Here is a 25,328-nt window from a genome sequence, read left to right on the forward strand (position 1 = left end):
TGAGACTGTCAAAAACTATTTTTGACAGTCTGTCGATCGAAACAAAGCCCCATTTCGATCGAGAATTCCGGCTTCTGCGCGCGCCTTACAGGCACACTTGAAGTCGGTTTGAATAGCCCGTAGGCCTCTATCCACTGACCGCCGCCGTGCGGCGATTAAATGAGAGCAAAACCACGCACATGTCGCGGCTTTTTATGGATTTTACCGCAAGCGGCAAAATCCTATTTTATGCGCGCTGCGGCGCGAGGGGATTCCTTGACAAGCTGACATCCGGGCACGCTTATGCGTGCCCGGATGTTGCAAATTGTCAAAAGCCTATGAGGAGGCCTTTTTGTTCTTCGCTGTCAGGAGTATCGCGGTAACGACCAGAAGCGCAGCGCCCACAGCAAGGGCGATATAGCCGCTGCCGGTCAGGCCGCCGACCAGATAGCCGATAAAGCAGATCACCGCGATCATCAGCGCGTAGGGCATTTGCGTCGAAACGTGGTCGATATGGTTGCATTGCGCGCCCGCGGAGGCAAGGATGGTCGTATCCGAGATCGGCGAAACATGGTCGCCACAGACCGCGCCCGCGAGGCAGGCCGCGACCGTCATCACCAGCATGTTGCTGGGCGAATCGCCGAACACCGCCACCGCGATCGGGATTAGGATACCGAACGTGCCCCAGCTGGTGCCGGTGGCAAACGCCAAACCGAGCGCGACCAGGAAGAAAATGGCGGGCATCAGCATATGAACGACCGAATCGCCGCCCACCACGCTCTGTACGTAGCCGCCGATGTTCAGGTAATCGCCCGAGCACACGCCGGACAGCGTCCAAGCGAGCGTAAGGATCATGATCGCGGGCACCATGGCCTTGAAGCCCTCGGTAAAGCTTTCGCAGAACTGGCCAAAGGTAAGAATTTTGCGCGGGAGATACAGCAGGAAGGTGAAAATAAGCGTGGTAAATGAACCGAGCACCAAAGAGGTCGAGGAATCGCAGTTGGCGAACGCGTCGACAATGCCCACGCCGTCCATGATGCCGCCGGTGTACAGCATGCCGCCGATGCACAGAACGATTAGCACCGCGATCGGCAGAATCAGGTCGAGCACCTTGCCCGCGCCGCCGACAACGTGGGTCTGCTCCATATGGGAGAGGTCGTCGCCGTTATGGGCGCTTTCGTATTTTTTCATCGGGCCGAAGTCGAAATCCGCCGCCATCAGGAAGATGAGGAAGGCGAGCGTCAGCAGGGCGTACAGGTTGAACGGGATGGTGCGCAGGAAAAGCGAAAACCCGTCCATTGAGCTGCCTTCGGGCAGGGAAGAGCCCACGGCCGCCGCCCAGCTTGAGATCGGCGCGATGATGCACACCGGCGCGGCGGTCGCATCGATGATATAGGCGAGCTTGGCGCGCGAAATACGGTACTTGTCCGTAACCGGGCGCATAACGGTGCCGACCGTCAGGCAGTTGAAATAGTCGTCCACAAAGATGAACATGCCGAGGAACGAGGTCGCGAACGACGCGCCGCGGCGGCTTTTGATCTTGCGCACGGCCCACTCGCCGTAAGCGCGCGACGCGCCCGATTTGGTAACGAGCGATACCAAAATGCCGAGCAGCACCAAAAAGATGCAGATGTTGATGTTGCCGCCCAGCTTGTCCCCCATGACGGTGAACGTGGTCTCGAGCGCGTGCAGCGGATGGAAGCCGCTGAAAAGCAGCGCGCCGGTCAAAATGCCGATCAAAAGCGAGGAATAGACCTCCTTGGTGATCAGCGCCAGCGCGATCGCGATGATCGGCGGCAGCAGGGTCCAGACAGTTGCAGTCAGATCCATATCGAAATTTCCCCCTTTATTTTGGGCCGCGGCGCGGTTAATCCCCCCGGCGCCGCAGCCTATTACTTTATTTTACCCTGCTTTTCTCTATCTGACAAGGTAAAATTTCACGGGTTTCGCCTAAATAGGCCGCTTTTTGCAAGGCGTTTTTGGTACCTTTTCCATTCGCGAACGACTTCGCCCGAAAGAGCGAGCACGCCGAGCACGTTGGGCAGGGCCATCAGGCCGTTGAAGGTGTCCGAAACCGCCCAAGCGAGCGAAAGCTCCATTGTGCAGCCCACCACGGTCATGCAGACGAACACAAACTTATAAACAGGCGCGATCCGCTCGCCGAACAGGTATTCGGCCCCGCGCTGCCCATAATACGACCAGCCAAGCAGGGTGGAAAACGCGAACAGCGCGAGCGAGACCGATACGAACGCGCCGCCGAGCGAGCCGAACACGGTGGAAAACGCCGTGGCGGTCAATCTGGCGCCGGTGGCAAGCGAGGACATGAGCGGCGTGCCCGCCGCAAGGCCGTAACGGACCGGGTCGTACGCGCCGCTCGACAAAATGACCAGCGCCGTGACCGTGCACATGACGATGGTATCGAAAAACACCTCAAAAACAGCCCACATGCCCTGCTCGCAGGGCTCGCCCGCGCGCGCCGCCGTGTGCACCATGACCGAGGAGCCCAGCCCGGCTTCGTTGGAGAACACCCCGCGCGAGACCCCGCATTGCAGCGCGCGCATCATGCCGTAACCGGCGGCGCCCGAAACGCCCGCCCGCAGGTCGAAGGCGTCGTGGATGATCTGCCCCAGCGCCGCGGGCACGGCGGCGTGGTGAATGACCAGCACCGCCGCCGCGCCGCCCATGTAAAACAGCGCCATGAGCGGCACCAGCCGTTCGGTGACCGAGGAAATGCGGCTAAGCCCGCCCAGCATCACGAGCGCGATCATCGCCGCGGTCGCCAGCCCGGTGGCGAGCGGAGGAACGCCGAAGGTGCCGGAAAGCCCTTCCGCGATTGAGTTGCACTGGCTCATGTTGCCGATGCCAAAGGAAGCCAGCACGCAGAACAGCGCGAACGCGCCGGCCAAAAACGGGCTGCCCAGCCCGTTTTTCAGGTACAGCATGGGTCCGCCGCGCGGCGCGCCGTCAGGGCCCGTTTCTCGGTAGAGCATGCCGAGCGTGTTTTCGGCAAAGGCGGTCATCATGCCGAAAAACGCGGAGACCCACATCCAAAAGATCGCGCCCGGCCCGCCGAGGGTGAGCGCGGTCGCGACACCCGCGATATTGCCCGTGCCGACCGTCGCGGCAAGCGCCGTGCACATCGAGCCAAAGGGCGAAATGCCGCCCTCGCCGCCCTTTCTCGCCGCGCCGCCGCCAAAGCAGGAAAATATTGTTTTGCGCAGGCACAGCCAGATATGGCGCACCTGAAAAAAGCCGGTGCGCACTGTGAAATACACCCCCGCGCCGACGAGCAGCGCCAGCATGACCGGCCCCCAAACAAACGAGCGGATCAAATCGTTGATCGCCGTGAGCTGTTCCATTGGCATCCACATCCCTTCCGTTCGGGATACTATATGCCTTGACTTTTTGGTTCTTTCCGATTAAAATAAATTAGCTTGCAGCAAAGCGGTGCAAGCCGCCAATTACATAAAGGACAGTTCGCAACCATCCTGTCCCTAAACAAAACTATGGAACAAAGCGGTGCCGTTTGTTTGCGGCACGGCGGTTTGATGGTGCGCCCGTTTTTGGGCACGCCTTATTTTTTTGCCAAAAAAGGAGCATTCTAATTTTATGGACGAGCTGACCCGATACTCGGTCGTCACCGATAAAAATCCGCGCGAGATCGCCCTGCTGCGCGGGCGCGGCTGCGCGTGGCGCAAATGCGCGTTTTGCGATTACCATCTGGACTGTTCGCCGGATGAAAGCGAGAACTTTGCGCTCAATCGCGCGGTGCTGCGGCAGGTCACCGGCCGTTTTGCCCGGCTGGAAGCGATCAACTCCGGCTCGTTCGCCGAGTTGGATGGAAATACCGTGCATTTGATCGAGCAGGTGTGCCGGGAAAAGGGGATAGGCGATCTGCACATCGAAAGCCACTGGCTGTACCGCGACGCGCTGCCCGCGCTGCGCGAACGGTTTGCGGCGCAGGGAATCAAACTGCACGTGAAGATCGGCGTGGAAACCTTTGACTACGATCACCGCGAGCGGGTGCTGCGTAAGGGCGTCTCCGAAGCAGACCCCGCGCGGATCGCCGCCCTGTTCGACGATTGCTGCCTGCTGTTCGGCCTCGCGGGCCAAACGGCGGAAAGCATGCGCCGCGATGTGGATACCGGCCTTGCGCACTTTGACCGCGTTTGCATCAATTTAATGACGCCCAACACCACGGCGGTCTCGCCGGATGGGGCCGCCTGCGAAGCGTTTCTGCGCGAGGTCTATCCGCGGTATCAGGCCGAACCGCGCGTGGATATTTTGCTGCACAACACGGACTTTGGCGTGGGAGGGGTGTAAAAATGCCGGTCAATGAACTTTTGCTCGCGGCGGCGGTCGTCGTCATTTTCGGCTCGGTGCTGCTGTGGTACCGTCTGTTCGGCGATACGGGGCTGATGGCCTTTACCGTGTTCGCCACCATCACGGCCAATATCGAGGTGCTCATTTTGGTCGACGCGTACGGCATGGAGATGACGCTCGGCAACATCCTGTTTGCCAGCACCTTTCTTGTAACCGACATATTAAGCGAGGTTTCGGGCAAAAAGGCCGCGGAGCGCGCCGTGCGGCTGGGCATTTTGACAAGCGCCTTGTTTATCGTGGTTTCGCAATCGTGGCTGCTGTACCGGCCCGCGCCGAGCGATTGGGTATCGCCCGCCATGCGCGAGGTTTTTTCCAACACGCCGCGTATGATGATCGCCTCGCTCGCGGTGTACGCGATCGCGCAGGTGTTCGATGTTTGGCTGTATCATAAATGGTGGGCGCTGACCGAGCGCCTGTCGGGCGACCGGCGGCGTTTTTTGTGGCTGCGCAACAACGGCTCTACCCTGATCAGCCAGCTGCTCAACGCCATTTTGTTCACGCTTTTCGCGTTTTACGGCACGTACGACGGTAAAACGTTGGTCTCCGTCGTTTTGTCCAGCTATGTCATCTTTATCGTCACCTCGCTGCTCGATACGCCGGTCGTCTATCTAGCGCGGCGCATCGCGGAAAAGCGCGCGGATGGACAAAATACGGTTTGACACCCGCCCCTCGCCGCCTGTATACTAAGGGTAATGAATGAAAGCAGAGGAATATATGTATGGCAAACGATAGCCGGTTCGCCGTTTTGATCGATGCGGACAACATTTCCGCCAAATATATCAAGGTAATTTTAGACGAAATATCCAAAGACGGCGTGGCCACCTACAAGCGCATCTACGGCGATTGGACCAACCCGGCTCTAATCTCGTGGAAATCCACGCTGCTGGACAACTCTATCCTGCCGTACCAGCAGTATAGCTACACAACCGGCAAAAACTCGACCGACTCGGCCATGATCATCGACGCGATGGATATCCTCTATTCGGGGCAGGTGGAGGGCTTTTGTCTGGTTTCCTCGGATTCGGATTTTACCCGTCTGGCCGCGCGTCTGCGCGAATCCGGCATGACGGTCGTGGGCATGGGCGAGCGGAAAACGCCAAAATCCTTTATCGCTTCCTGCAACCGTTTTAAATTCCTCGACATTTTGGCCGATGTGGAGGAAAATGAGGAGCGACACGCCGAGGACGAGCCCAAGCCCGCCAAAGCGGAAAGCCGTCGCTCCGGCCGCGCTAAGGCGCAGAAGGAAGCCGAGCCCGCCGAGCCGCCCCGCGCGGAGCCTACGCAGTCGCAGACCAGCCTGCGCACCATCAAGCGCGCGCTGCGCTCGATCGTCGCCGAGAACTCGGACGAGGACGACTGGATGTTCATCGGCAAAATGGGCAACCTGCTGATTAAGCGCTACCCGGATTTCGACGTGCGCAATTACGGCTATTCCAAGCTGACGCCGTTTGCCGAATCGCTGGGCCTGTTTGATTTCAAAACCGAGGGCGAGGGCGGCAAGCGCAACACCTATGTCCGCCTGCGATAAAAGTTTGTATTCGCGCAAACGATTGGCAAAACTAACGATAATCTAACGCTGCATTTGGTATCCTTTCCTCAGTACTTCGCGATCACCGGCCACGGGGCCGGCGCGGAACAGGAAAGGATATTCATTTATGATCAAAAAATTTACAGCGAAGCTGACCGCGCTTATGCTTGCGGTCACATTGGCGCTCAGCGGCTGCGCCGCCCCGCGCGCCGGGCAGGAGCCGGCGGCGGAAGCCTCCGCGACGCTTGGACAGCTCGCGGACTATTTTATAAAAGCGGCGGATGATTACAAGGGAAACGCCGACCGCGCCGCGGTGCTGGAAGGTTTTTCGGAAAATGACCGCGCCACGCGCCTGCAAATGCTGGTGCTTGCCGGCCGCGCCTTTGGAAAGCTGCCCGCGCCAACGGGCCACGCGAAAGACCTAACGCCGCCGAAAGCCGATCTGATCCACGCGCCCGACTGGGCGCGGGAGCAGCTGCAAAACCTATCCCACGGCGGCGTGCTGGCGCCGTCCGATCTCGAGGCGCGTGCAGCCGAAAAGACGGTCACCCTGCGGGACGCGGAGATCCTCGCGGCGCGGTTTTTCGCCCGCTATGGCAGCAACCTGAAGGATGATTTTTACACTGCTGTGAACAAAGCCGCGCTTGAGACCCTCAAGGTGCCCGCGGGTTCGACCATGACGGGCGACTCGGCCACGGTGGCGGCGAACACCGACCGTCAGCTGCACGAACTGATGAAGGAGATCGTAAACAGTGAGCAACCCTATGCCAAGGGCAGCCCGGAGCAAAAGATCCGCGACCTTTACCGCAATGTGATGAATATAGAAGCGCGCGACAGCGCGGGCATCGCGCCGCTTCGCAAATATCTCGACGCGGTCGACGCGGCCGGCGACTTTACCGAGCTGTACGCCGTGATCGCGCAGGCGGTCAACGAACTGGGCAACGCGGCAAACGGGCTGTTTCCCATGGTGGCCGTTACCGATACCAAGGACAGCACCCGCCGGGTAATGCAGCTTTTCACCATAACGCCGATGATGCAGCAGAGCGATTACGACGATCCCAATAACGAGATGCGAATGGAATACCGTGAAACAACGATTAACCAGCTTATGGCGGTGGGCGAAAGCCGAGCGGACGCGGAGCGCCACACGGATGAACTGCTCAAGATCGAGCGGGCGCTGGCCGGTCAGGCGATGAGCGCCGAGGAACTGGGCGATCCGGAACGCAGCGGCGCGCGCTATACGCCGCGGTCGCTCGACGAACTGATGCCGCGGGCGAAGCCCTCCCAACTGTTTACCGCGATCGGCCTGCCTATGGACACGCCGATGCAGGTGTTTGATAAGAAGCAATTCGCGGCCTACGCCGGGTGGTTTACCGAGGAAAATCTCGATATTTTCAAATCCACTCAAAAAATCGCGCTGCTTGTGGGCTATAGCCCCTATTTGAGCGTATCGCTCGGGCAGGCCTATGGCTATCAGAGCGGCACGGCGGAGGAACAGGCCAATGAAGCGGTGCAGAGTATGCTTTCGGACGAGCTGGGGCAAGTATATGTCAACCGGTATTTCCCCGGCGATTCCAAGGCCGCGGTCGAAAAAATGGTGCATCAGATGATCGAGGCCTTCAAGACCCGCATCGGCCGCATCGATTGGATGCAGGAAAGCACGAAAAAAGAGGCGGTCAAAAAGCTGGATTCGCTGACGGTGCTGATCGGCTATCCCGATACGTGGGATATGAACCCCGCGGAGATCGCAAGCGCTGCCGAGGGCGGCAGCTACTTTGCAAACGCCGCCGCCTCGGAGGGCGAAAAATGGAAAAAAACCGTGCGGTCGATGAATGAACCGGTCGATCCGCGCCGATTCGCGCTGGCGGCGTTTACGGTCAACGCGGCAGCCAGCCGGAACACCAACACGCTGATTTTTCCCGCCGGTATTTTGCAGGCGCCTTTTTACGATAGGAACGCCCCTTTTGAAGAAAACCTAGGCGCGATCGGCAGCACCATTGCCCACGAGATCACCCATATGTTCGACGACGGCGGCGCCAAGTACGACGCGGCGGGCAATATGCGGGATTGGTGGGGCAAGGAGGATTACGCGCACTTTCAGGCGCTTTGCGAAAAGGCACAGGCGTTTTACGAAGGCCGCGAAGCCGCCCCGGGCATACCGGCGGATGGGAAAGAGACCTTGAGCGAGAATATTTCCGATATCGGCGGCATCGCCTGCGGCTTGGAAGTGCTGTCTACCATGGAAAACCCGGATTACGACGCATTTTTCCGCAGCTTTGCCCGGCAGTGGCTGCGCGTTTCCGGGTACGAGGAGAAAAAGGAGCAGGCGGTAATCGACCAGCATGCCCCCAATAATCTGCGCACCAATCGGGTGCTCGCAAATTTTCAGGAGTTTTTTGATACCTACGGCATCGGCCCCGGCGACGGCATGTATGTAGCGCCGGAGGACCGCATGCAGATCTGGTAACAGAATAGGAGGACCGCGCGACATGAAATTGCTGCTGGTGGAGGATGAAGCGTTATTGTCCAAATCCGTGGCCAAGGGGCTGGGGCTGCTGGGTTACGCGGTTGACTGCGCCTACGACGGCGAGCAGGCGCTTTACCTGTATGGGCTGAACGAATATGACCTGATGATTCTGGATTTGAACCTGCCCGGACTGGACGGCATGGAGGTGCTGCGGCAAATACGGGAGAAGGATGCGGATTTTCGCATTCTGATCCTGTCCGCGCGCAATTCCCTAGAGGATAAGATCAGCGGTCTGGACAGCGGCAGCAACGATTATTTGACCAAGCCCTTCGAGTTCGCGGAGCTGGAGGCCCGCATCCGCAGCCTGCTTCGGCGCAGCTTTACGACAAAGGATGTAACGCTTCGCTGCGGCTTTCTGCGGCTCGACACCGCCGCGCGGCAGGTGTGGTACGGACAGCGGCAGATCGAATTGACCCGCAAGGAATATACGCTTTTGGAATATTTGATGACGCACGCCGGGGAGACCGTCGCGGCGGAAACGCTGATCGAGCACGTGTGGGACAGTGAGACCGATCTGTTCTCCAACTCCTTTCGGTTCCACATCCACTCGCTGCGAAAAAAGATGGAAACGGCCGGCGCGGGAGACTATATTGTGACAAAAAGGGGACAGGGCTATCGCCTGCAAGCCCCGGAGGAGGGCGCGCCGTGAAAAAATACACCTTACGGCTGCGGCTGACGGCGATCGTCGGCGTGATTCTGCTGGCGGCCTGTGCGCTGCTCACCACAAATTCTCTCTTTGCCGCGCACGCCTATTACGGGGATTACGCGGCGCTTTTAGACAGCGGGCTTGCCGATATCGACCCCGCGCTATCGGGAGAGGTCGAGATCGATCCCGTGATCAAAGCGCCGGAAACCTATTTTCACGCCGCTTCGCAGAAATTTTCCGCGCAATCGCTTGCGGCCATGGCGCTGATCGTGGCGCTGGCGCTCGTCGGTACCTATTGGGCCACGGGGCGGGTGCTGCGGCCGCTGAAAAAGCTGACGCAGTCGGTGCGCGCGGTGGATGACCGGCATCTGGACCAGCGCGTGGCCGTAGAGCAGGCGCGGGGCGAAGTGCTGGCGCTGACGGAATCCTTCAATCATATGCTCGACCGGCTGGAGGACGCGTTTCTGATCCAGAAAAGCTTTGCATCCAATGCGGCGCACGAGCTGAAAACCCCGCTGGCGGTCATGAAATCCTCTTTGCAGGTGCTGGAAATGGACCCGCATCCGGAAACGGCGGATTACCGGGAATTTATGCAGGATACCGCGCAGAGTCTGGAGCGTATTATAAAGACCGTGGATGGGCTGCTGGCGCTGGCGGATATCGGCGCCGTGCCCGCGGAGGAGACCGTTCCGCTGCGCCCGCTTTTGGAACAGGCGCTGCGCGAGCTTGCCGCGCGGGCAGCGGAACACGGCGTGCGGCTATCGCTCGATAACGAGCAACAGGCGGCGGCGACCGGAAACGCCAGCCTGCTTTACCGCGCGTTTTTCAATCTGATCGAAAACGCCATCAAATACAACCGGCCGGGCGGCAGCGTCACGCTGTCGCTGGAACCGGCGGGGGATACGGTGCGCGTCCGTGTCGCGGACACCGGTATCGGCATGACGCCGGAGGAGCTGCGCCATATCTTCGAGCCGTTTTACCGCGCCGATCAGTCGCGCTCACAGCGCATTCCCGGTTCGGGGCTGGGGCTGCCGGTCGTGCAAATGATTTTGCAGCGCCACGGCGGCGGCATCGCGGCAACGAGCGAGCCCGGTTCCGGCTCCGCGTTTGTGGCGACACTGCGCGCGGCGCACGGCGCGCAAACCGAATAAAGCGCATAAAAAAGATCCGCACGGCGAAACGCCTGCGGATCTTTTGTTGTATCCTTATGAAATGGGAACGGGTAATTACTCCGCCGTGTAGGGCAGCAGAGCGATATGACGGGCACGCTTGATCGCGTCGGTCAGCTGGCGCTGATGACGTGCGCAGGCGCCGGTCATGCGGCGGGGCAGAATCTTGCCGCGCTCGGACATATATTTGCGAAGCTTGGCCACATCCTTGTAATCGACGCAGTCGATCTTATCGACACAGAAATTGCAAACCTTTCTGCGGCGACGGCCGCCGCGCTGCGGACGGTCGGAACGGGGCGTATATTCTCTCTTGTTTTCTTCCATTGTCACTTTACCTCCTTAGCTCAGAATGGGACATCGCCGTCATCATCGGCAAGCTCCTGAAAATCCGAATCGCCCGAGGGCAGATCGAATGCGGGAGCCACCTGCGATGCGGCGGGTTCGGGCCGCATTTGCGAACCGTCGCCGTAGCCGCCGGCATAACCACCGTTTGTTTCGCGGGACTTTTTGGTCTCGCCGAAGGAAACTTCATCGCAGTTTACTTCGATTGCGGTGCGGTTGTTGCCGTTCTGGTCCTGCCATTGGCGGGACTGTACGCGGCCGACTACGATCGCCATAACGCCCTTCGCGAACCACTGCGCGACGAATTCCGCCTGACGGCCCCATGCGACACAGTCGATGAAGTCGGTCTGGCGTTCGCCGTTCGGGCCCTTGCGGTCGCGGTCGATCGCAAGGCGGAAGGAGCATACGGCCATGTTGCTCTGCGTGTGACGCAGCTCGGGATCCCGGGTCAAACGACCCATTAAAATCGCCTTATTGAGCATGCTGCACCCGCCTTAGTCGTCCAGACAGACGATCAGCGAACGCATCAGGCCATCCGTGATCTTGTAAATACGGTCCAGCTCAGCCGGGAAGGCCGGGGCGGACTCGAAACGGATCAGGGTGTAGTAGCCTTCGGTCTGGTCGTTGATCGGGTAGGCCAGCTTGCGCTTGCCCCAATCCTCAACCTCAACGTTCGTGCCGTTCGTCTCGACGAGAGCCTTGAACTTGTCCGCGACAGCCTGAGCGGCCGCCTCCTCCAGCGTGGGAGTGACAATGAAGATTGTCTCGTACTTGCCAGTAATCTTTGCCATGCTTTTAGCACCTCCTTTTGGACTATAGGCCCATATCCACTGATATGAGCAAGGATACCTTTCTATTATAACGGAATGCGAGGAAAAGTCAAGAAAAAACTAAAAAAAGATTGACGAGAAGGAAAAACCATGGTACAATATCAAGGCTGACAAAATGATAGCGGTTGAAATAGTCAAGCACAAAAATGCTTGCGCAGGTCATCGGCTATTCATAAAAGGCATTCTTTTCAAACCGCCAAATCCGTGGTATACTAACAAACAGAACGAGGCGGAGATGGCCTGATTCTCATAAATGCTTGTGTGGCTCAGTTGGTAGAGCAGCGCATTCGTAATGCGCAGGTCATCGGTTCGAGTCCGATCACAAGCTCCAAAATCTCCGTCGTGGTTTCACGGCGGAGATTTTTCTATGTCTGGAGATTGACGATTATGAGCGATAAAGAATATATTGAACTGAAAAATGCCTTGGCCTCCACTCGTATGGAGGGTTACGCTGTTACAGAGCAGACGGAGCACGATTGCGCGCGCCTTATGCTTGGTGAGATTTCCGTTGCCGAGCTTGTAAAGGAGATTTTAAGTCGACCAGCAAGGGCGGTGTGATATGGGATACAGCCTTGACCTGATTTCGGACAATTGCTATCCGGGAACGGTGGTACTAATCAATAAGTTTGACATACACGATGAAGCCAAGTTGGATGAAGTGGAAACTGTACTAGTATCCACCCGTAACGCCGAGTGGCTCCAGCAGCCACGCACAAATACCTTTGACTCCCCCATTACTGCGCAATCCACCATTTCCTATTCTCTGATTTATACGATTGGGCGGGGCAAATCCGCACAGTGAATATCAGCAAAAAGGGCACGTCCTTTTGCCCCGCTGAGGAAATCGGGCGGCAGGCGCGGCTGGTGTTCCAGCGATTGGCGGATCGTAATTTCTTTCGAGGCTTGCCCCACGCCGCCTTTGTGGATGAAATCGTGGACTTTTACTGCACGACGAATATGCTCCACCCGTTCAGAGAGGGCAATGGCCGCGCCCAGCGAGCGTTTCTCACGCAGCTTATCCGTGCCGCCGGGTATGACATCAACTGGGCGGAGGTAGACACCGACTTACTGATGTTCGCCACCATGCAGTCGGCAAACGGTGTGGCGGATTTGCTAAAGAAAATTTTGAGCGACGCAATTAGGCTCCGGAAAACGTATAGTTTTCCGGAGCTCAGCTTGTCAAAAAGCCCTTCGCACCGCAGCGCGCATGAAATAGTTTTGCCGCAAGCGGTAACATCCATAAAAACCGGGATTTAGAAGCCGGAACCTCGGACAAAATGGGGCTTTTATCACGTATTCCAGCTGCCGGTTGGAGGTGCGCCGGGCGGGCTTACCGCAGCACGGCGAGCAGCACCGCGACAACGACCGGAAGCGTTATAATGGCGAGCAGGTTGCTCAGCACCACGCCGCGCCCGGCAAGGTCCGCGTCCGAACCGTATTGCTGCGCGAACGAAGCCGCGGTGAGCGCGACCGGGGTCGCGAACAGGATGACGGGCACCGAAACCAGCATTTTATCCAGCCCCAGCCAGACGAGCGCGGGGATCATAAGCGCGGGAAACAGTACGAGCCGGGTCAGCGCGCTCAGCCAAATGCCGGCGGGGCGCACGACCGTGCGCAGGTCGGTGCGGCTCATGCGGCTGCCCAAGATCAGCAGGGCGAGCGGCACGGTCATATTGCCCAACCAGTCGATCGCGTGGTGCACGGGGTAAGGCAGCGTAAACGGGCACAAAAACAACAAAAAGCCCACGGCCGTGGCGATCAGGCCGGAATTGCGGAATATTTTACCCCACTGCGCCTTGGCGCCGCGGTGGAACAGCGTGATGGAGTAAGAATACAGCAGCAAATTGTGCGGAATTACGAACATCGCCGCATATAGCAGGCCGGTGCCGCCATAGATGGCTTCGATCACGGGAAAGCCCATAAAGGCGCAGTTGCCCACCAAGATCAAATACTGATAAACGCCAAGCTTAACCGGATCCAGCCGGGAGAATTTGCGCCATATTTCCAGCGCGGCGATGACCGCCGCGAAGCAAACCGCCGCGATCATGATGAGCGCCAAACTGTTGTGCAGCAGCTCCCACGAAAAATCCACATCCATGGAAGCTAAAATAAGGGCGGGCAGCGTCAACTGAATGACCAGCGTGTTGAGCCCGGCGGAGAACGTTTCGGTCAATAACCCGATCCGGCCGCAAACAAAGCCCGCGCCCAATATCAGCAGCAGCACCAAAAGCTGCGAAAACACCTGTTGCATACGTTTTTCCTCCCCCGCGGCCGCCAAGCAAAGGGCCGCTTATCCGCTAAGACTATTGTAGAGCCTGCGTGGGGAATGTGCAATATGCAATATGGGGGCCGGGCCCAAAGGCGGCCAAGCCCATGTTGCGCAAAACCGGCGCTCTTGGCGGCTTGAACAGCCGTTAAGAGCGCCGGTTTTTTTCTTATCTGTTTTTCCGCCACGTGGCAGGGGTGAAGAGCAGGAGCATGGGGAACAGCTCCAAACGGCCCGCCAGCATGTCGAACATCAGCACAAGCTTGCTGATGGGCGGGAAAAAGCCGAAGTTACAGGTCGGGCCCACGCCGACAAGACCGGGGCCGACGTTGTTGAGCGTCGCCGCGACGGCGGTGAAGTTGGTCACCATATCTTCCCCGTTCAGCGAAAGCAACAGGAAGGAAGAAATAAAAATAAGCAGATACGCGATCAAAAACACGTTGATGGAGCGGACGATCTCGTGCGCGATTCGGTGGTTATCCATCTGGTTGATGCGGATGGAACGCGGGTGGATCAGGTAGTGCAGCTCCTTTTTGACGCTTTTCAGCATCAAAAGGATACGCGAGCATTTGATGCCGCCGCCCGTCGACCCGGCGCACGCGCCGATAAACATGAGCAGCACCAGAATCGCCTTGGAAAACGCGGGCCACAGGTCGAAATCCGCGGTGGCAAAGCCGGTGGTCGTGATGATCGAAGCGACCTGAAACAGCGCGTGGTGCAGGCTTTGAAAAATATTATCGAACGATGCGCGCACGTTGAAGCCGATCAGCAGCGTGGACAGCGCGATCACGCCCAGATACAGGCGCAGCTCTTCGCTTTTCAGCGCCTGCTTCCACTTGCGCGTCAGCATCAAAAAGTATAGGCTGAAGTTGACGCCGAACAAGATCATGAATACCGATATGACGCCTTGCAAATAGTAGCTGTTGTAGTGCGCGATCGAGTCGTTCCACATGCCGAAGCCGCCCGTGCCCGCCGTGGACAGCGCCACGTTGACCGAATCGAAAAGCGGCATGCCGCCGATGGCGAGCAGCACGATCTCCAGCGCGGTCAGGCCGATATAGATGCCGTAAAGGATCATCGCGGTATCGCGCAGGTGGGGCGACAGCTTGCTCACCGCGGGGCCCGGGCTTTCCGCGCGCATCAAATAGATGGTGTGGCCGCCTGCGAGCGGTAAGATTGCGAGGATGAATACCAGTACGCCCATGCCGCCCAGCCAATGCGTTAGGCTGCGCCACAGCAGCGAGGCGTGCGACAGCGCTTCGACATTGCCTAGAATGGTAGCGCCGGTGGTGGTAAAGCCGGAAATGGTTTCAAACACCGCGTCGAGGTAGAAGGGGATCTCGCCGCTAAAATGCAGCGGCAGCGCGCCGGTCAGCGCCAGCACGATCCAGCACAGCGCGACGGTGACAAAGCCCTCGCGCGCGTAAAAGCGGGTGTTTTTCGGCTTGCGCATGGATAGGAGCAGCGCGAAGAACAGGCAGATCAGCGCCGCGAACAGGTAGGCAAAGCCCGTGCTTTCGCCGTATACCAGCGCGGTAAGCATGGGCAGCAGAAGAAAGGCGGCCTCCACACCCAGCATCCAGCCGAGCAGGTACCGCACCATGGCGAGATTCATTTCGTTACGGCCCCCGTCTCATCCTGCTTTAGAAAGATATCGCCGAGATCGGTCATGCCGGCGTGGGTGGAGACCACGATCACGGTGTCGCCTTCCTTTAACATATCCTGACCGCGCGGGATGATGCGTTTGCCGTGGCGGTTGATGCAGCACAGCAGCACATCCGGGCGGATGGGCATATCCTGCAGCGGCACGCCGGTCAGGTGGTTGGTGCCGACGCGGAATTCCAGCGCCTCCGCGCCGTGCAGCTGGTGCAGGGTTTCCACGTTGGAGCCGAGCGAGTTTTGCATCGCGCGGATATATTGGCTGATCAGGTCGGCCGTGGTCTGCTTGGGGCGCACGACCGTGCCGAGCGGCAGCCCGGCTATGACCTCTTCAAAATTGACGCGGTTGATCTTGGTGAACACGCGGGCATGCGAATGCTGCTTTGCGTGCAGGGCGAGCAGAATGTTTTCCTCATCCATGCCGGTCAGCGCGACAAAGGCCTCGCAGGTGCCGAGGCCCTCTTCGTCCAAAAGGCTGCGGTCGGTGCCGTCGCCATAGATGATGGTCGCGCCGGGCAGCAATTCGGATAGCTGCTCGCACCGGTCCAGCCGGGTTTCAATGATTTTGACCGCGATGCCCGCGTCCAGCAGCATGCCGGCGAGGAAAAAGGAGATTTTGCCGCCGCCGATCAGCATGGCGGAGCCGATGTGGTCGTTTGGAATGCCGACCTGCTCGAAAAAGTAGGCCTGCTCGCGGGGCGGGATGATCACGGTGATATCATCGCCCTTTTCCAAAATAAAATCGCCCTTGGGAATGAAGGTCTGCCCCGCGCGGTGCACCATGCACATCAGCACATTGCAGCGCAGCAGGTGGCTCACCTCGCATACGGCCATTCCGTTCAGGCGCGAATCATCCGGCACGTGTATTTCCAGCAGCTCGATCCGGCCCTTGGCAAAGGTGGAAACGCGTATGGCCGAAGGAAAGCGAATGAGCCGCGAAACCGCGCGCGCGGTCGAAAGCTCCGGATTGATTACCATGGACAGGCCCAGCTCGTCGCGGATAAAGCCGACCTCGGAAGCGTATTCCGGGTTGCGCACGCGGGCGATTGTGTGACAGCCCGAAGCCTTCCGGGCGATCATGCAGGCAAGAAGGTTGATCTCGTCCTGCGTGGTAACGGCGATCAGCAGGTCGGCGGTCTTTACACCGGCTTCCTTTAATACGCGGAAGTTGGTGCCGCTGCCGGTAACGCTGCTCACGTCGAGAGAATTTGTCAATTCGTCCAGCCGTTTGGCGGATAGGTCTACAAGCGTCAGGTCGTGGCCCTCCGCCGAAAGCTGCTCCGCAAGCGCCGAACCGACCTTGCCGCAGCCTACAATAATGATGCGCATGGTGCGCCTCCCCAGTTTCCTTGATACGATCTTTATATCTCTACCGTGATTATAGCGGGTACAGAGCAAAAAAGCAAGCATGAAAGGCCGTATGTATAGAATGTACGGTATCCTTCCAGAAACGCCGGTGTGTATTATTTGGAAATCCCTTGGTTGACCGGCCTAATGGGCCATGGTATAATAGCCGCAAAGCGGCTATTATACCCGGATAAAATTAATTATACCAGCAGCGGCCCTTGGTGCGTTCTAGCACTTCGCAAATGCTTGCCGCTGTGGTATACTATTTACATATGTAAAGGAGGGCTCCGGATGGATTTCGTTTTGGAGGCCTGTGTTGATTCGGCCGCTTCGGCTGAAAGCGCCGCGCGCGGCGGTGCAACGCGGCTTGAGCTTTGTGAGAATCTGGTGATCGGCGGCACCTCGCCCAGCGAAGAGCTGTTCGATCTGGTACAGGAGCGGGCCGGGCTGCCGGTCCGCGTGCTTCTCCGCCCCCGTTTCGGCGATTTCTGCTACACGGAGGATGAATTTGAGATTATTTTGCGGCAGGTAAAGCGGTTTTCCCGGCGCGGGGCGGACGGCGTCGTCATCGGCGTTTTAAAGCCGGACGGCACGCTGGACGAGGAACGCATGGCCCGGCTGATCGAGGCGGCGGGGGGCGTGGGCGTTACGCTGCACCGCGCGTTCGACGTATGCCGCGACCCGTTCGAGGCGCTCGCCGCCGCCGCGCGGCTGGGGGTGGATACCATCCTTACCTCGGGCCAGCAAAACGCGTGCGAGGAAGGGGCCGAGCTGCTCGCCGCGCTCGATCGGGCCTCGGGCGGAAAGCCGCGGATCATGGCGGGCGCGGGGGTGAGCGCCGAGGTGATCCGCCGCATCGGGCCCAAAACGGGCCTTACCGCCTTTCATCTGTCCGGCAAAAAGACCATGGACAGCCCGATGGTTTACCGCCGTTCGGGCGTGAGCATGGGGCTTAAGGGCCTGAGCGAGTACGAGATCTGGCGCTGCGACGAAGCGGCGATCCGCGAAGCGCGCGAGGCGCTGCAAGCGCTCGCCTAACGGCGGGCGCAACATGAGGGGGGACGACATGCGCGTTGAGAAGGTTCTAAACAACAATGTGGTGGTCGCGCTGGATGATAAGGGCGTGGAGACCGTGCTGATGGGGCGCGGCCTTGGCTTTTCGCGCAAGGTGGGCGATACGCTGGAAGAGGCGGGCATAGAAAAGCGCTTTACTCTGCACAACGAGCAGCTCTCCGATAAATTCCAACAGCTCATTACCAATATCCCGCTGACGCATTTTATGATGAGCGAGCGCATTATAAACCACGCGAAGATCGCGCTCGGCAAGCAGCTTTCGGACAGCATCTATGTGACCCTGCCCGACCATATCTCGGCCGCGATCGAGCGCTACCGCGAGGGCATCACGCTGCCCAATCCGCTTTTATGGGATATCCGCCAGTTTTATAGGGATGAATACGCGGTCGGTCTCAAGGCGAACGAGATCGTGTTGGAGGAGACCGGCGTGCAGTTCACCGAGGATGAAGCCGGGTTCATCGCCATGCATTTCGTCAACGCGCAGGTGGGCGGCGAGATCCGCGAGGTGTACGACATGACCCTGCTGATGCAGGAGGTGTTCCGCATCATTGGCGAGGAGTTCGGCACAAAGCCGGACGAGGAATCGCTCGACTACTACCGCTTTGTCACGCACCTGAAGTTTTTTGCCCAGCGCATCATGAGCGACCAGCAATATGGCGACGACGAAGCCGATTTGCTTGAGGTGGTCAAATTCAAATATCCGCGCTCGTACGCTTGCGCGCAGCGGGTGTGCGCCTATGTCGAAAAGGAGCGGGGCTTCCGCTCGGGCCAGAACGAGCTATTGTATCTTACCATCCATATCGCCCGCGTAACGGGCAAGGGCGACGATTAGCACATAAAAAAGGGGCTGTAAAATAAGTTCTTACAAATGAATAGAAAACTGTTGCAAAGCGAAGAATGCTACCAATTTTGTCATTCTGAGAAGCGAAGCGACGAAGAATCTCGCGCGAACGCGCGTTCCCAGCGTAAATTCCGCGCGTTCGCGCGAGATTCTTCACTTCGTTCAGAATGACATTTGGGTATTCTTCTGTTTTGCAACAGTTTTTTTACAGCCCCTTTTTTGTTACCGGTTTACCACGAGGCGTTCCAGCGTGGCGGCGGCGTCCACGGCGAGCACGACGCCGCTGTCCGTGGCGTAAACCGCGTCGACCACGCAAAGCGGGCCGGAAAGCTCGCCGGCCGCTTCCCGCACCAGCCTGTCGGGGGAGACGGTCAGCAATACCGGCTGCGTTTCTGTGAGAAAGCCGCATTCATACGCGCCGCATTTGACGATGACCGTGACCGGGTGCCCTTCATCGGCGGCCTGCGCGCCGCCTGTCATACGGCGCAGGCTGACCACCGGCAGGATGGAGCCCTTGCGGTTACACACGCCGCAGTAATGCGGCGGCAAGCAGGGGAACGGGGTAATCTGTACGCGTTGAAGCGTTTCGGTAATCATATCCAGCGGAAAGCCATAGTACGCGCCGTCCAGCGGCAGGCACAAAAGCTCAAAGCTGTTTTCCGCACTTTTTTCCGTCATTCCCCGCGTCCCTCCAGTGCCGATTTGATCAGATCCTCCACGTCCAGCAGGGCGCAGATGGTGCCGTCCCCCAGAATGCTGCTGCCAGCAATGCCTGTTTTCTGCTTGAAACGGGGGCCGAACAGGCCGGGCAGAGGCTTATCCACCAGACTTTGCCGCCCGATGACATGATCGGCCAGCATACAGGCGGAACGGGTCGCGCCCCGCACGCAGATCAGCTGCTTGCGCGCGTTTTCCCGGCGTTCCAGCCCGTAAAACTCGCAAAGGGACAGCACCTGCTGGCAGCGCTCCTCGAAGATCCAGTGCCCCCGGCCGCCCTGTACCCGGTAACAGGGGCTGGACGGGTCGAAGGGGGAGAACTGCTCCACCTGATAGGCGGGCACGGCGAAGATCTGGCCGCCGGCCTCAAATTTGAAGCAGTCTATGATGGTGAGGCTCAAGGGCAAGTGCATGGTAATGCACGTGCCCGCGCCCTTTTCGCTTTCAATGCCCAAATGACCGCCGAACCGCTCGATCATGGCCTTGACCACGTCCAGACCGACGCCCCGGCCCGAAAACTCGGTCGCGCTTTCCCGCGTGGAAAAGCCGGGCAAAAAGCAGGTCTCCAGCAATTCCTGCCGGGTGTAGCGCTCCTCCGGCTGGGTGAGCAGGCCCCGTTGCCGGGCCTTCTTGCAGACAAGGTCGGTATCGATGCCACGTCCGTCGTCGCTGACGGTGCAAAGCACCTCGCCGCCGTGGCTCTCAAAATGGATGGCGACCCTGCCGGCGCGTTTTTTGCCAAGGCCTTCGCGCGTTTCCGGCGGCTCGATGCCGTGGTCGATCGCGTTGCGCAATAGGTGCATCAAGGGGTCGAAGATGCTGTCGACGATGTTTTTGTCCACCTCGACCTCTTGACCGGTCATGACAAAGGCTACCTCTTTTTTCTCCTTTTTGCACATGTCCCGCACGATACGGTTGAGCTTGGGGGCGATTCCGCTGAACGGGATCATACGGATGGAGATCACAATGCCTTCCAGTTCGCCCAGAAGCTGATCAAGCTGGTGCACGGCGCCGTCGGACAGGGCGGCTTGCCCCGCGCCGCCGTCGCCCACGGCCGAAGCCGCGATGAGCAGCTCGCCGGTCAGGTTTTGCAGCTCGTCCAGCCGCTCGACGCGCACGCTGATATATTGGCTGCCCGGCTCGGCATGGCCCTGCGCTTCGGGTTCGGGCTCCTGCTCCTTTACCGGGATCTCATCCACCACCCGGCACTCCTCGACAAAGAGGGCCCCGCGCAGCAGATCGAGCACCTGCTCGCGGTCCTCCGCGATAAAGCTGATATAAAAGCCGTTTTTCCGGATATAGTCGGCTGTTTCAGGGTTCTTTTCCACATCCTCCGGATAAAGGCGCATGTCCGTACAGAGCTGGCGGACCTGCCGGGCCACCATGAAGGCGCGGACGTTTTCCATTTTACAGTCCTTCTCAAAGCGCAGCCGCACCACTACGCGGCTGCCGCTGCCCAGCTTTTGCGTGACCAGACCGATCTGCAAAAGCAGCGCCGAGGCGCGCTGCGGCTGATACCCCTCGTTTTGCATGGCCGCAAGCTCGGCCCGTATGAAATCGGAAGCCTCGAAAACCAGATCGAACACGTCCTTTTCCACGCCTTGCAGCTTGCCAGCGTCCTCCCGGAAAACGGCGAACAGGTCTTCCAGCTTGTGGGCCAATTCGGAAAGGTCATGCAGCCCCATCATGGCGGAGGAGCTTTTCGTGGTGTGCATGACCCGGAAAACGCCGTTGATCTCCTCCTGCGTCAGCAGGCCCGCCTTTTCCGCGTGCAGCAGGATCGCGTCGAGCTGCTCGAGCAGCTGGCTGGTTTCGAGCAGATAAACCTCGAGCATGGATTCCATTTCCTGATCAAAAAATGACATGTAAGGCCTCCCGCCTCCTACGCATCGCCCTCATCGCTCCATATGCAACAGTTTTTGCCGCTCTTTTTGCCGCAATACAGCGCGCGGTCGGCGCGGTCGATATTCTGTTTGATGCTTTTTCCCCTTTGGTAGGCGCTGACGCCCAGCGTCACGGTACAGAAAAAAGTCACGTCTTTATAAAGCATCGGGAATTCGGCGATCTCCACGCGGATCTGTTCGGCGATCCGCATGGCCTCTTCCCGGTCCGCGTCCATCAGCACGATGAGGAATTCCTCGCCGCCCCAGCGGATGACCCGGTGCCGCCTGCAAATGCTTTCCATAATGCTGGCGATGCAGACCAAAACCGTGTCGCCCGCGTCGTGTCCGTAGGAATCATTGATATGCTTGAAATTGTCCACATCGATCATGATGAACGCGTCCTGCCGCGCCGCGGTTTCCAGCTCGCGCTCCATCTTTTCGGCAAAATAATGGCGGTTGTACAGGCCGGTCAGCTCATCCCGGTATACCATGGTGCCCAGCCGTTCCATGCTGGCGCGCAGTTCCTCGTTCAAATGCTTGAGCTCGTCCTTCTGCCGCTTGGCGGATAGGTGGGCGATGACCCGGCTTTTCATCTCTTCCTGCCGGAAGGGCTTCTTGATATAATCGCTCGCGCCCATGGAAAAGCCCCGGATCACGTCGCGCTCGCTGTCCTTGGAGGTGATGAACACGATCGAGGCGTTGTTGCGGTCGCGCTCCTTGATCTTGCCGAACAGCTCATACCCCTCCATATCGGGCAAAATGATATCGAGCAGGATCAGATCGGGCTGACACTGCTCCATCAGGGCCAGCGCGTCCCGGCCGTTATGCGCGATATGGATATCAAGGTCCTCGTTTTTCAGCGCGGCTTCGATCTGCTGGCAGATCATCAGGCTGTCGTCCACCGCCAGAACGGTCCGTTTGTTGCTTAATTCCATAAACTATATCGCTCGCTTTCTTTGTTAGAGCATGCGCTCGCCGGCCCGGATGGACTTGACTCGCAGCATGCCGGTCCTAACGGAGAAATAGATGCTTCTGCCGTGCTCCGCGCCCACATCCTGCGCGCGGATCGGGATATGCAGCGCGTAAAGCGCCTGCCGCACGGCCAAGACGTTTTTATCCCCAACGGACCGCTGTCCCTCCGGCACCTGAAACATTTTCGCGCCGCCCGCGATCTTGGCCGTCAGCGCCGCGCGCACGGCGCCCATGCGCTCCATGGCCAGCACCAGCGCTTCGGTTCCGCTGTCGGCGAATTTATAGGGGTTGGTTTTTTCCGTGGCCAGCGCGCGGCTGGGCAGCAGAATGTGGGCCAGCCCCGCGATATGCCGCGCCCCGTCGTACAGGCAAACGCCCACGCAGGAACCCAGCGCGTAGCTGATCAGTTCGCCGTCCCCTTGGGCCACCTTGCCCTCGGCTATGCCTACGATCAGCCCGCTTTCATGTTTCATAGGGCAGATCCAGCGCCTTTAGGATTTTTACGATCGAATCGACTTCCGGAAGGAACAGGATATGGCTGACCACGTTGGTCTCGTTCAGATGGTACTTGTTTTCGATCAGCAGCATTTCGTCGCTGAGATTTGCAAAGCGGATCATCGGCACGCTGAGCAGCGCGCCCAGCATATCGCTGCACATACGCGGCACCGATATTTCCACCGTCACATCCATCATCCGGGCCAGCGCGTTGATATAGGAGCAGCACATGATGTTGCCCACCTCGCAAATAGCCGAGCGGTCCATTTCGGAAAGCTGCGTGCTGTCCGTAGGCGCTTCGCCCAGCAGGCCGGTCAGCAGGGCGGCGGTAAATTCCTCGCTCAGCAGGAACATGAACATGCCGTTGATATCGCCGGTCGTTTCCAGCAGGATGCCGACCTCCAGCGTTTCCGAACCGCCCAGCTGGCCGGGCACGTCGCGGTAGGGCAGCAGCCGGATCGCGGGCAGCGCCATATCGATCTGCGCGCCCAGCATGCTGGAAAGCGCGGCAACGGCGTTGCCGGTGCCGATATTGCCTATTTCGGCCAGCACGTCGCGCGCGTCCTCGCTCAGCTCCGCATAGCTTTTCATGGATGCCCCTCCTTGCCTTGCCGGTGGGGGAAGGCCGCTTGCACCGCGCGGAGGATTTGTTCGGGCTTAAAGGGCTTTACGATGAAGTCCACCGCGCCGCCCGAGATCGCCTCCATCATCATGCTGTCCTGCCCGATGGCGGAGCACATGACCACGCGGGCCAGCCTGTCGATTGAGCGGATTTGACGCAGCACATCGATGCCGCTCATGCCGGGCATGGAGATGTCGAGCAGCACCAGCCCGGGGCGCTCGCTCTGATAAAGCCGCACGGCGGTGGGGCCGTCCGGCGCTTCCAGTATTTCCAGCCCCTCGGCTGCGGACAGCGTCTTGCGCAGCATGGCGCGCATGAACAGCGCGTCGTCCACGATCATTACTTTATCACTCATGATACTTCAAATTCCTCCACCAGCTTTTTCAGCAGCTGTGCCTGCGCGGAAAGCTCCTCGCTGGCGGCGGCGCTCTCCTCGCTGGTCGCGGAGTTGCCCTGCACGATTTCGGAGATCAGGTCGATGCTCTGCCGCACCTGAATGATGGAATCCGCCTGCCGGAGCGAGGCGTCGGAGATCCGGTCCATCATGGCGGAGACCTTCTGCACGCCGTCCACGACCTTTTTCATGGATTCCGTGGTTTTATCGGCCGCTAAAGCGCCTTCGTCCACCGTTCGGGTGGTCTGCATGGCAAGCTCCGCCGTCATTTTAGAGGCCTCGGTGGTCTTGGAGGCCAGATGGCGCACTTCGCTCGCCACCACGGCGAAGCCGCGCCCCGCCTCGCCCGCGCGGGCCGCCTCGACCGCCGCGTTAAGCGCCAAAATATTGGTTTGAAACGCGATATCCTCAATTTCCTTGACGATCTCGGTGATCTGATAGGAATTTTGCTTGATCTTTTGGATGATGTCGCTCATCTGGGTCATCTGCGCGTCGCTGTCGAGCACCTTGCCGCCCACCTCGTCGGCCAGCGCGCTGGCGCTCACGGCGTCGTCCGCGTTGCCGCGCACGGAGTCGGATATCTCGTTGACATTGGCCGCCAGCTCTTCAATAGAGCTGGCCTGCTCCACCGCGCCCTGCGAAAGCACCTGCGCGCCGCTGGCCACCTGTTCGGCGCCGCCCGCGACCTGCTCGGCGCTGTTGCCGATCTGCAAAATCGCGCTGCTCAGCATGGCGGAAATATGATCGAGCGATTCGCCCAGCACCTTAAAATCACCCTTGAAGTCCACCTGCGTCTGGTAATTCAGCTTGCCGCTGCCCAGCGCCCGCATGCCCAGCTCGATCTCGGATATGTACAGCTTGAGCGTGGTGACGGTGCTGCGCATGCTTTCGGCAAGCGAACCGAGTTCGTCCTGCGACCGGTATGTGATCGCCGCGTCCAGATGGCCGTCGGCCAGCTGGCGGGAGACCGCTTCCAGCTCGCGCACGGGGCGGGTGATGCTGCGCGTGATCTTGACACAGAGGAAAATCGTGATGGCGAGCAGCACCACGGCCAGCACGACCAGCATGACGGTGATGTCCTGCTTAATCTTATGGCTTTCCTCTATATAATCGCCGGCATCCTGCTTGGCCTTCGTTTCCACCTGCTTGAGCAGCTCGCGCGTGCTGGAGGCGATCGGCTCATACTGTGTGCTGTACAGCGCCAGCACCTCGGCTTCTTTATCTTCATCCAATAGGGTGAGCAGCTGATTGCGAATGGGGGTAAGCTGTTTGATGCTTTCAGACACCTGCGACAATAGCTCGGGATCGGAGACAAAGTTTTTTTCCAGCTTTGCAATACCGCTTTCCACCAGTTCAGAATAGGTTTTTGCTTCCGCGATATAGGCCGCGTCCGCCGCTTCATCCGTGTTGGTCGCCGCGCTTAAAATATCGCGTCCGATGCCTTGGATCGCAGCCCGCACGCCCTGCGCGGAGCTGGTCATTTGAAAGGAAGAATTATAAAAATTGTCCATGGTGCTCGCCACGGTATGAATGCCCAAAAGGGACGCCGCAACCGTAACGATATAAAAAATCATGATGACGCCGTAGGCGCTCATCAGCTTTTTGCCGACCTTCATGTTGTTCAGCCTGTTCCGCTTCATATCCATTTTTTGCT

Annotated in this window: 25 protein-coding genes and 1 tRNA gene; 11 read left to right on the top strand and 15 right to left on the bottom strand. The window is 59.0% G+C overall.

From position 1 onward, the window contains the following. Nucleotides 1-315 precede the first annotated feature (315 nt). Together RWV98_RS00345 and RWV98_RS00350 are read right to left on the bottom strand one after the other, a co-directional pair. Complete coding sequence (locus RWV98_RS00345) at nucleotides 316-1,809, bottom strand: Na+/H+ antiporter NhaC family protein (protein ID WP_442872087.1); 1,494 nt, start codon at nucleotides 1,807-1,809, stop codon at nucleotides 316-318. Between the two features lie 107 nt (nucleotides 1,810-1,916). Beyond that, the gene (locus RWV98_RS00350; RefSeq protein WP_317863021.1) at nucleotides 1,917-3,338 is read right to left on the bottom strand and encodes an alanine/glycine:cation symporter family protein; all 1,422 of its coding nucleotides are present in this window, start codon (nucleotides 3,336-3,338) and stop codon (nucleotides 1,917-1,919) included. Between the two features lie 250 nt (nucleotides 3,339-3,588). Between RWV98_RS00350 and RWV98_RS00355 the strand changes: the two genes are divergently transcribed. The 6 genes from RWV98_RS00355 to RWV98_RS00380 all read left to right on the top strand — a co-directional run bounded on the left by RWV98_RS00355 (nucleotide 3,589) and on the right by RWV98_RS00380 (nucleotide 10,214). Continuing rightward, complete coding sequence (locus RWV98_RS00355; protein WP_317863022.1) at nucleotides 3,589-4,302, top strand: radical SAM protein; 714 nt, start codon at nucleotides 3,589-3,591, stop codon at nucleotides 4,300-4,302. 2 nt (nucleotides 4,303-4,304) lie between these two features. Then, a complete protein-coding gene (locus RWV98_RS00360; protein WP_280961386.1) occupies nucleotides 4,305-5,021 on the top strand; it encodes a queuosine precursor transporter in 717 nt (238 codons plus the stop codon). A gap of 59 nt (nucleotides 5,022-5,080) precedes the next feature. Further along, nucleotides 5,081-5,890, top strand: a complete 810-nt coding sequence (locus tag RWV98_RS00365) for an NYN domain-containing protein (protein ID WP_280961387.1) — start codon at nucleotides 5,081-5,083, stop codon at nucleotides 5,888-5,890. Nucleotides 5,891-6,017: 127 nt separating this feature from the next. Beyond that, the gene (locus RWV98_RS00370; protein ID WP_317863023.1) at nucleotides 6,018-8,357 is read left to right on the top strand and encodes a M13 family metallopeptidase; all 2,340 of its coding nucleotides are present in this window, start codon (nucleotides 6,018-6,020) and stop codon (nucleotides 8,355-8,357) included. Nucleotides 8,358-8,379: 22 nt separating this feature from the next. Beyond that, nucleotides 8,380-9,066, top strand: coding sequence for a response regulator transcription factor (locus RWV98_RS00375; RefSeq protein ID WP_317863025.1), 687 nt, complete (start codon nucleotides 8,380-8,382; stop codon nucleotides 9,064-9,066). After that, nucleotides 9,063-10,214 (top strand): sensor histidine kinase, encoded by a 1,152-nt coding sequence (locus RWV98_RS00380; protein WP_317863027.1) that lies wholly within the window; start codon nucleotides 9,063-9,065, stop codon nucleotides 10,212-10,214. Before RWV98_RS00375 ends, RWV98_RS00380 begins: the two co-directional genes overlap by 4 nt. 75 nt (nucleotides 10,215-10,289) lie before the next feature. On the opposite strand, the gene rpsR is transcribed toward RWV98_RS00380, so the two are convergent. The 3 genes from rpsR to rpsF are packed head-to-tail and all read right to left on the bottom strand — an operon-like array spanning nucleotide 10,290 to nucleotide 11,365. Continuing rightward, nucleotides 10,290-10,556 (bottom strand): 30S ribosomal protein S18, encoded by a 267-nt coding sequence (rpsR, locus tag RWV98_RS00385; protein WP_280961391.1) that lies wholly within the window; start codon nucleotides 10,554-10,556, stop codon nucleotides 10,290-10,292. A gap of 20 nt (nucleotides 10,557-10,576) precedes the next feature. After that, on the bottom strand, nucleotides 10,577-11,056 hold the full coding sequence (locus RWV98_RS00390) for a single-stranded DNA-binding protein (protein ID WP_280961392.1): 480 nt from the start codon (nucleotides 11,054-11,056) through the stop codon (nucleotides 10,577-10,579). 12 nt (nucleotides 11,057-11,068) lie between these two features. Beyond that, complete coding sequence (gene rpsF / locus RWV98_RS00395; protein ID WP_280961393.1) at nucleotides 11,069-11,365, bottom strand: 30S ribosomal protein S6; 297 nt, start codon at nucleotides 11,363-11,365, stop codon at nucleotides 11,069-11,071. Nucleotides 11,366-11,659: 294 nt separating this feature from the next. Between rpsF and RWV98_RS00400 the strand changes: the two genes are divergently transcribed. The 3 genes from RWV98_RS00400 to RWV98_RS00410 all read left to right on the top strand — a co-directional run bounded on the left by RWV98_RS00400 (nucleotide 11,660) and on the right by RWV98_RS00410 (nucleotide 12,661). Next, a tRNA-Thr gene (locus tag RWV98_RS00400) sits at nucleotides 11,660-11,735 on the top strand. A gap of 56 nt (nucleotides 11,736-11,791) precedes the next feature. Continuing rightward, nucleotides 11,792-11,962, top strand: coding sequence for a hypothetical protein (locus RWV98_RS00405; RefSeq protein ID WP_317863030.1), 171 nt, complete (start codon nucleotides 11,792-11,794; stop codon nucleotides 11,960-11,962). A gap of 231 nt (nucleotides 11,963-12,193) precedes the next feature. Then, entirely contained in the window at nucleotides 12,194-12,661 is a 468-nt protein-coding gene (locus RWV98_RS00410) for a Fic/DOC family protein (RefSeq protein ID WP_317865815.1), read from the top strand. 73 nt (nucleotides 12,662-12,734) lie between these two features. On the opposite strand, the gene RWV98_RS00415 is transcribed toward RWV98_RS00410, so the two are convergent. From RWV98_RS00415 to trkA, 3 genes are all read right to left on the bottom strand, one after another. Continuing rightward, on the bottom strand, nucleotides 12,735-13,655 hold the full coding sequence (locus tag RWV98_RS00415; protein ID WP_317863032.1) for an AEC family transporter: 921 nt from the start codon (nucleotides 13,653-13,655) through the stop codon (nucleotides 12,735-12,737). 184 nt (nucleotides 13,656-13,839) lie between these two features. Beyond that, nucleotides 13,840-15,285 (bottom strand): TrkH family potassium uptake protein, encoded by a 1,446-nt coding sequence (locus RWV98_RS00420; RefSeq protein WP_317863034.1) that lies wholly within the window; start codon nucleotides 15,283-15,285, stop codon nucleotides 13,840-13,842. Beyond that, entirely contained in the window at nucleotides 15,282-16,658 is a 1,377-nt protein-coding gene (gene trkA / locus RWV98_RS00425) for a Trk system potassium transporter TrkA (RefSeq protein ID WP_317863036.1), read from the bottom strand. The genes RWV98_RS00420 and trkA overlap by 4 nt, the downstream gene beginning before the upstream one ends. A gap of 309 nt (nucleotides 16,659-16,967) precedes the next feature. Here trkA and RWV98_RS00430 point away from each other — a divergent pair, with 309 nt between their 5' ends. Both RWV98_RS00430 and licT read left to right on the top strand, forming a co-directional pair. After that, nucleotides 16,968-17,714, top strand: a complete 747-nt coding sequence (locus tag RWV98_RS00430; RefSeq protein ID WP_317863037.1) for a copper homeostasis protein CutC — start codon at nucleotides 16,968-16,970, stop codon at nucleotides 17,712-17,714. 28 nt (nucleotides 17,715-17,742) lie between these two features. Further along, entirely contained in the window at nucleotides 17,743-18,582 is an 840-nt protein-coding gene (gene licT / locus RWV98_RS00435) for a BglG family transcription antiterminator LicT (protein WP_317863038.1), read from the top strand. A 231-nt stretch (nucleotides 18,583-18,813) separates the two neighbouring features. Here the strand turns inward: licT and RWV98_RS00440 are convergent, their stop codons facing one another. The 7 genes from RWV98_RS00440 to RWV98_RS00470 are packed head-to-tail and all read right to left on the bottom strand — an operon-like array spanning nucleotide 18,814 to nucleotide 25,320. Continuing rightward, a complete protein-coding gene (locus RWV98_RS00440) occupies nucleotides 18,814-19,269 on the bottom strand; it encodes a chemotaxis protein CheW (RefSeq protein ID WP_317863039.1) in 456 nt (151 codons plus the stop codon). Further along, complete coding sequence (locus RWV98_RS00445) at nucleotides 19,266-21,173, bottom strand: chemotaxis protein CheA (RefSeq protein ID WP_317863040.1); 1,908 nt, start codon at nucleotides 21,171-21,173, stop codon at nucleotides 19,266-19,268. The genes RWV98_RS00440 and RWV98_RS00445 overlap by 4 nt, the downstream gene beginning before the upstream one ends. A 17-nt stretch (nucleotides 21,174-21,190) precedes the next feature. Next, on the bottom strand, nucleotides 21,191-22,126 hold the full coding sequence (locus tag RWV98_RS00450) for a GGDEF domain-containing response regulator (protein WP_317863041.1): 936 nt from the start codon (nucleotides 22,124-22,126) through the stop codon (nucleotides 21,191-21,193). Nucleotides 22,127-22,150: 24 nt separating this feature from the next. Beyond that, nucleotides 22,151-22,636, bottom strand: coding sequence for a chemotaxis protein CheD (locus RWV98_RS00455; protein ID WP_317863042.1), 486 nt, complete (start codon nucleotides 22,634-22,636; stop codon nucleotides 22,151-22,153). After that, nucleotides 22,626-23,249: a chemotaxis protein CheC gene (locus tag RWV98_RS00460; RefSeq protein ID WP_280962974.1), complete on the bottom strand. Its 624-nt coding sequence runs from the start codon at nucleotides 23,247-23,249 to the stop codon at nucleotides 22,626-22,628. Before RWV98_RS00460 ends, RWV98_RS00455 begins: the two co-directional genes overlap by 11 nt. Beyond that, nucleotides 23,246-23,635 (bottom strand): response regulator, encoded by a 390-nt coding sequence (locus RWV98_RS00465; protein WP_317863044.1) that lies wholly within the window; start codon nucleotides 23,633-23,635, stop codon nucleotides 23,246-23,248. Before RWV98_RS00465 ends, RWV98_RS00460 begins: the two co-directional genes overlap by 4 nt. Beyond that, a complete protein-coding gene (locus RWV98_RS00470) occupies nucleotides 23,632-25,320 on the bottom strand; it encodes a methyl-accepting chemotaxis protein (RefSeq protein WP_317863046.1) in 1,689 nt (562 codons plus the stop codon). Before RWV98_RS00470 ends, RWV98_RS00465 begins: the two co-directional genes overlap by 4 nt. Between the last annotated feature and the right edge of the window lie 8 nt (nucleotides 25,321-25,328).

This window comes from Agathobaculum sp. NTUH-O15-33, assembly GCF_033193315.1.
Classification (GTDB): Bacteria; Bacillota; Clostridia; order Oscillospirales; family Butyricicoccaceae; genus Agathobaculum; species Agathobaculum faecihominis_A.

What these genes read in the sequence shown, in the direction of transcription:
- RWV98_RS00345 (WP_442872087.1), bottom strand. Translation starts at nt 1,809, where the DNA reads ATGGATCTGACTGCAACTGTCTGGACCCTGCTGCCGCCGATCATCGCG.
- RWV98_RS00350 (WP_317863021.1), bottom strand. Translation starts at nt 3,338, where the DNA reads ATGGAACAGCTCACGGCGATCAACGATTTGATCCGCTCGTTTGTTTGG.
- RWV98_RS00355 (WP_317863022.1), top strand. Translation starts at nt 3,589, where the DNA reads ATGGACGAGCTGACCCGATACTCGGTCGTCACCGATAAAAATCCGCGC.
- RWV98_RS00360 (WP_280961386.1), top strand. Translation starts at nt 4,305, where the DNA reads ATGCCGGTCAATGAACTTTTGCTCGCGGCGGCGGTCGTCGTCATTTTC.
- RWV98_RS00365 (WP_280961387.1), top strand. Translation starts at nt 5,081, where the DNA reads ATGGCAAACGATAGCCGGTTCGCCGTTTTGATCGATGCGGACAACATT.
- RWV98_RS00370 (WP_317863023.1), top strand. Translation starts at nt 6,018, where the DNA reads ATGATCAAAAAATTTACAGCGAAGCTGACCGCGCTTATGCTTGCGGTC.
- RWV98_RS00375 (WP_317863025.1), top strand. Translation starts at nt 8,380, where the DNA reads ATGAAATTGCTGCTGGTGGAGGATGAAGCGTTATTGTCCAAATCCGTG.
- rpsR (WP_280961391.1), bottom strand. Translation starts at nt 10,556, where the DNA reads ATGGAAGAAAACAAGAGAGAATATACGCCCCGTTCCGACCGTCCGCAG.
- RWV98_RS00390 (WP_280961392.1), bottom strand. Translation starts at nt 11,056, where the DNA reads ATGCTCAATAAGGCGATTTTAATGGGTCGTTTGACCCGGGATCCCGAG.
- rpsF (WP_280961393.1), bottom strand. Translation starts at nt 11,365, where the DNA reads ATGGCAAAGATTACTGGCAAGTACGAGACAATCTTCATTGTCACTCCC.
- RWV98_RS00405 (WP_317863030.1), top strand. Translation starts at nt 11,792, where the DNA reads ATGAGCGATAAAGAATATATTGAACTGAAAAATGCCTTGGCCTCCACT.
- RWV98_RS00415 (WP_317863032.1), bottom strand. Translation starts at nt 13,655, where the DNA reads ATGCAACAGGTGTTTTCGCAGCTTTTGGTGCTGCTGCTGATATTGGGC.
- RWV98_RS00420 (WP_317863034.1), bottom strand. Translation starts at nt 15,285, where the DNA reads ATGAATCTCGCCATGGTGCGGTACCTGCTCGGCTGGATGCTGGGTGTG.
- trkA (WP_317863036.1), bottom strand. Translation starts at nt 16,658, where the DNA reads ATGCGCATCATTATTGTAGGCTGCGGCAAGGTCGGTTCGGCGCTTGCG.
- RWV98_RS00430 (WP_317863037.1), top strand. Translation starts at nt 16,968, where the DNA reads ATGGATTTCGTTTTGGAGGCCTGTGTTGATTCGGCCGCTTCGGCTGAA.
- licT (WP_317863038.1), top strand. Translation starts at nt 17,743, where the DNA reads ATGCGCGTTGAGAAGGTTCTAAACAACAATGTGGTGGTCGCGCTGGAT.
- RWV98_RS00440 (WP_317863039.1), bottom strand. Translation starts at nt 19,269, where the DNA reads ATGACGGAAAAAAGTGCGGAAAACAGCTTTGAGCTTTTGTGCCTGCCG.
- RWV98_RS00445 (WP_317863040.1), bottom strand. Translation starts at nt 21,173, where the DNA reads ATGTCATTTTTTGATCAGGAAATGGAATCCATGCTCGAGGTTTATCTG.
- RWV98_RS00450 (WP_317863041.1), bottom strand. Translation starts at nt 22,126, where the DNA reads ATGGAATTAAGCAACAAACGGACCGTTCTGGCGGTGGACGACAGCCTG.
- RWV98_RS00455 (WP_317863042.1), bottom strand. Translation starts at nt 22,636, where the DNA reads ATGAAACATGAAAGCGGGCTGATCGTAGGCATAGCCGAGGGCAAGGTG.
- RWV98_RS00460 (WP_280962974.1), bottom strand. Translation starts at nt 23,249, where the DNA reads ATGAAAAGCTATGCGGAGCTGAGCGAGGACGCGCGCGACGTGCTGGCC.
- RWV98_RS00465 (WP_317863044.1), bottom strand. Translation starts at nt 23,635, where the DNA reads ATGAGTGATAAAGTAATGATCGTGGACGACGCGCTGTTCATGCGCGCC.
- RWV98_RS00470 (WP_317863046.1), bottom strand. Translation starts at nt 25,320, where the DNA reads ATGGATATGAAGCGGAACAGGCTGAACAACATGAAGGTCGGCAAAAAG.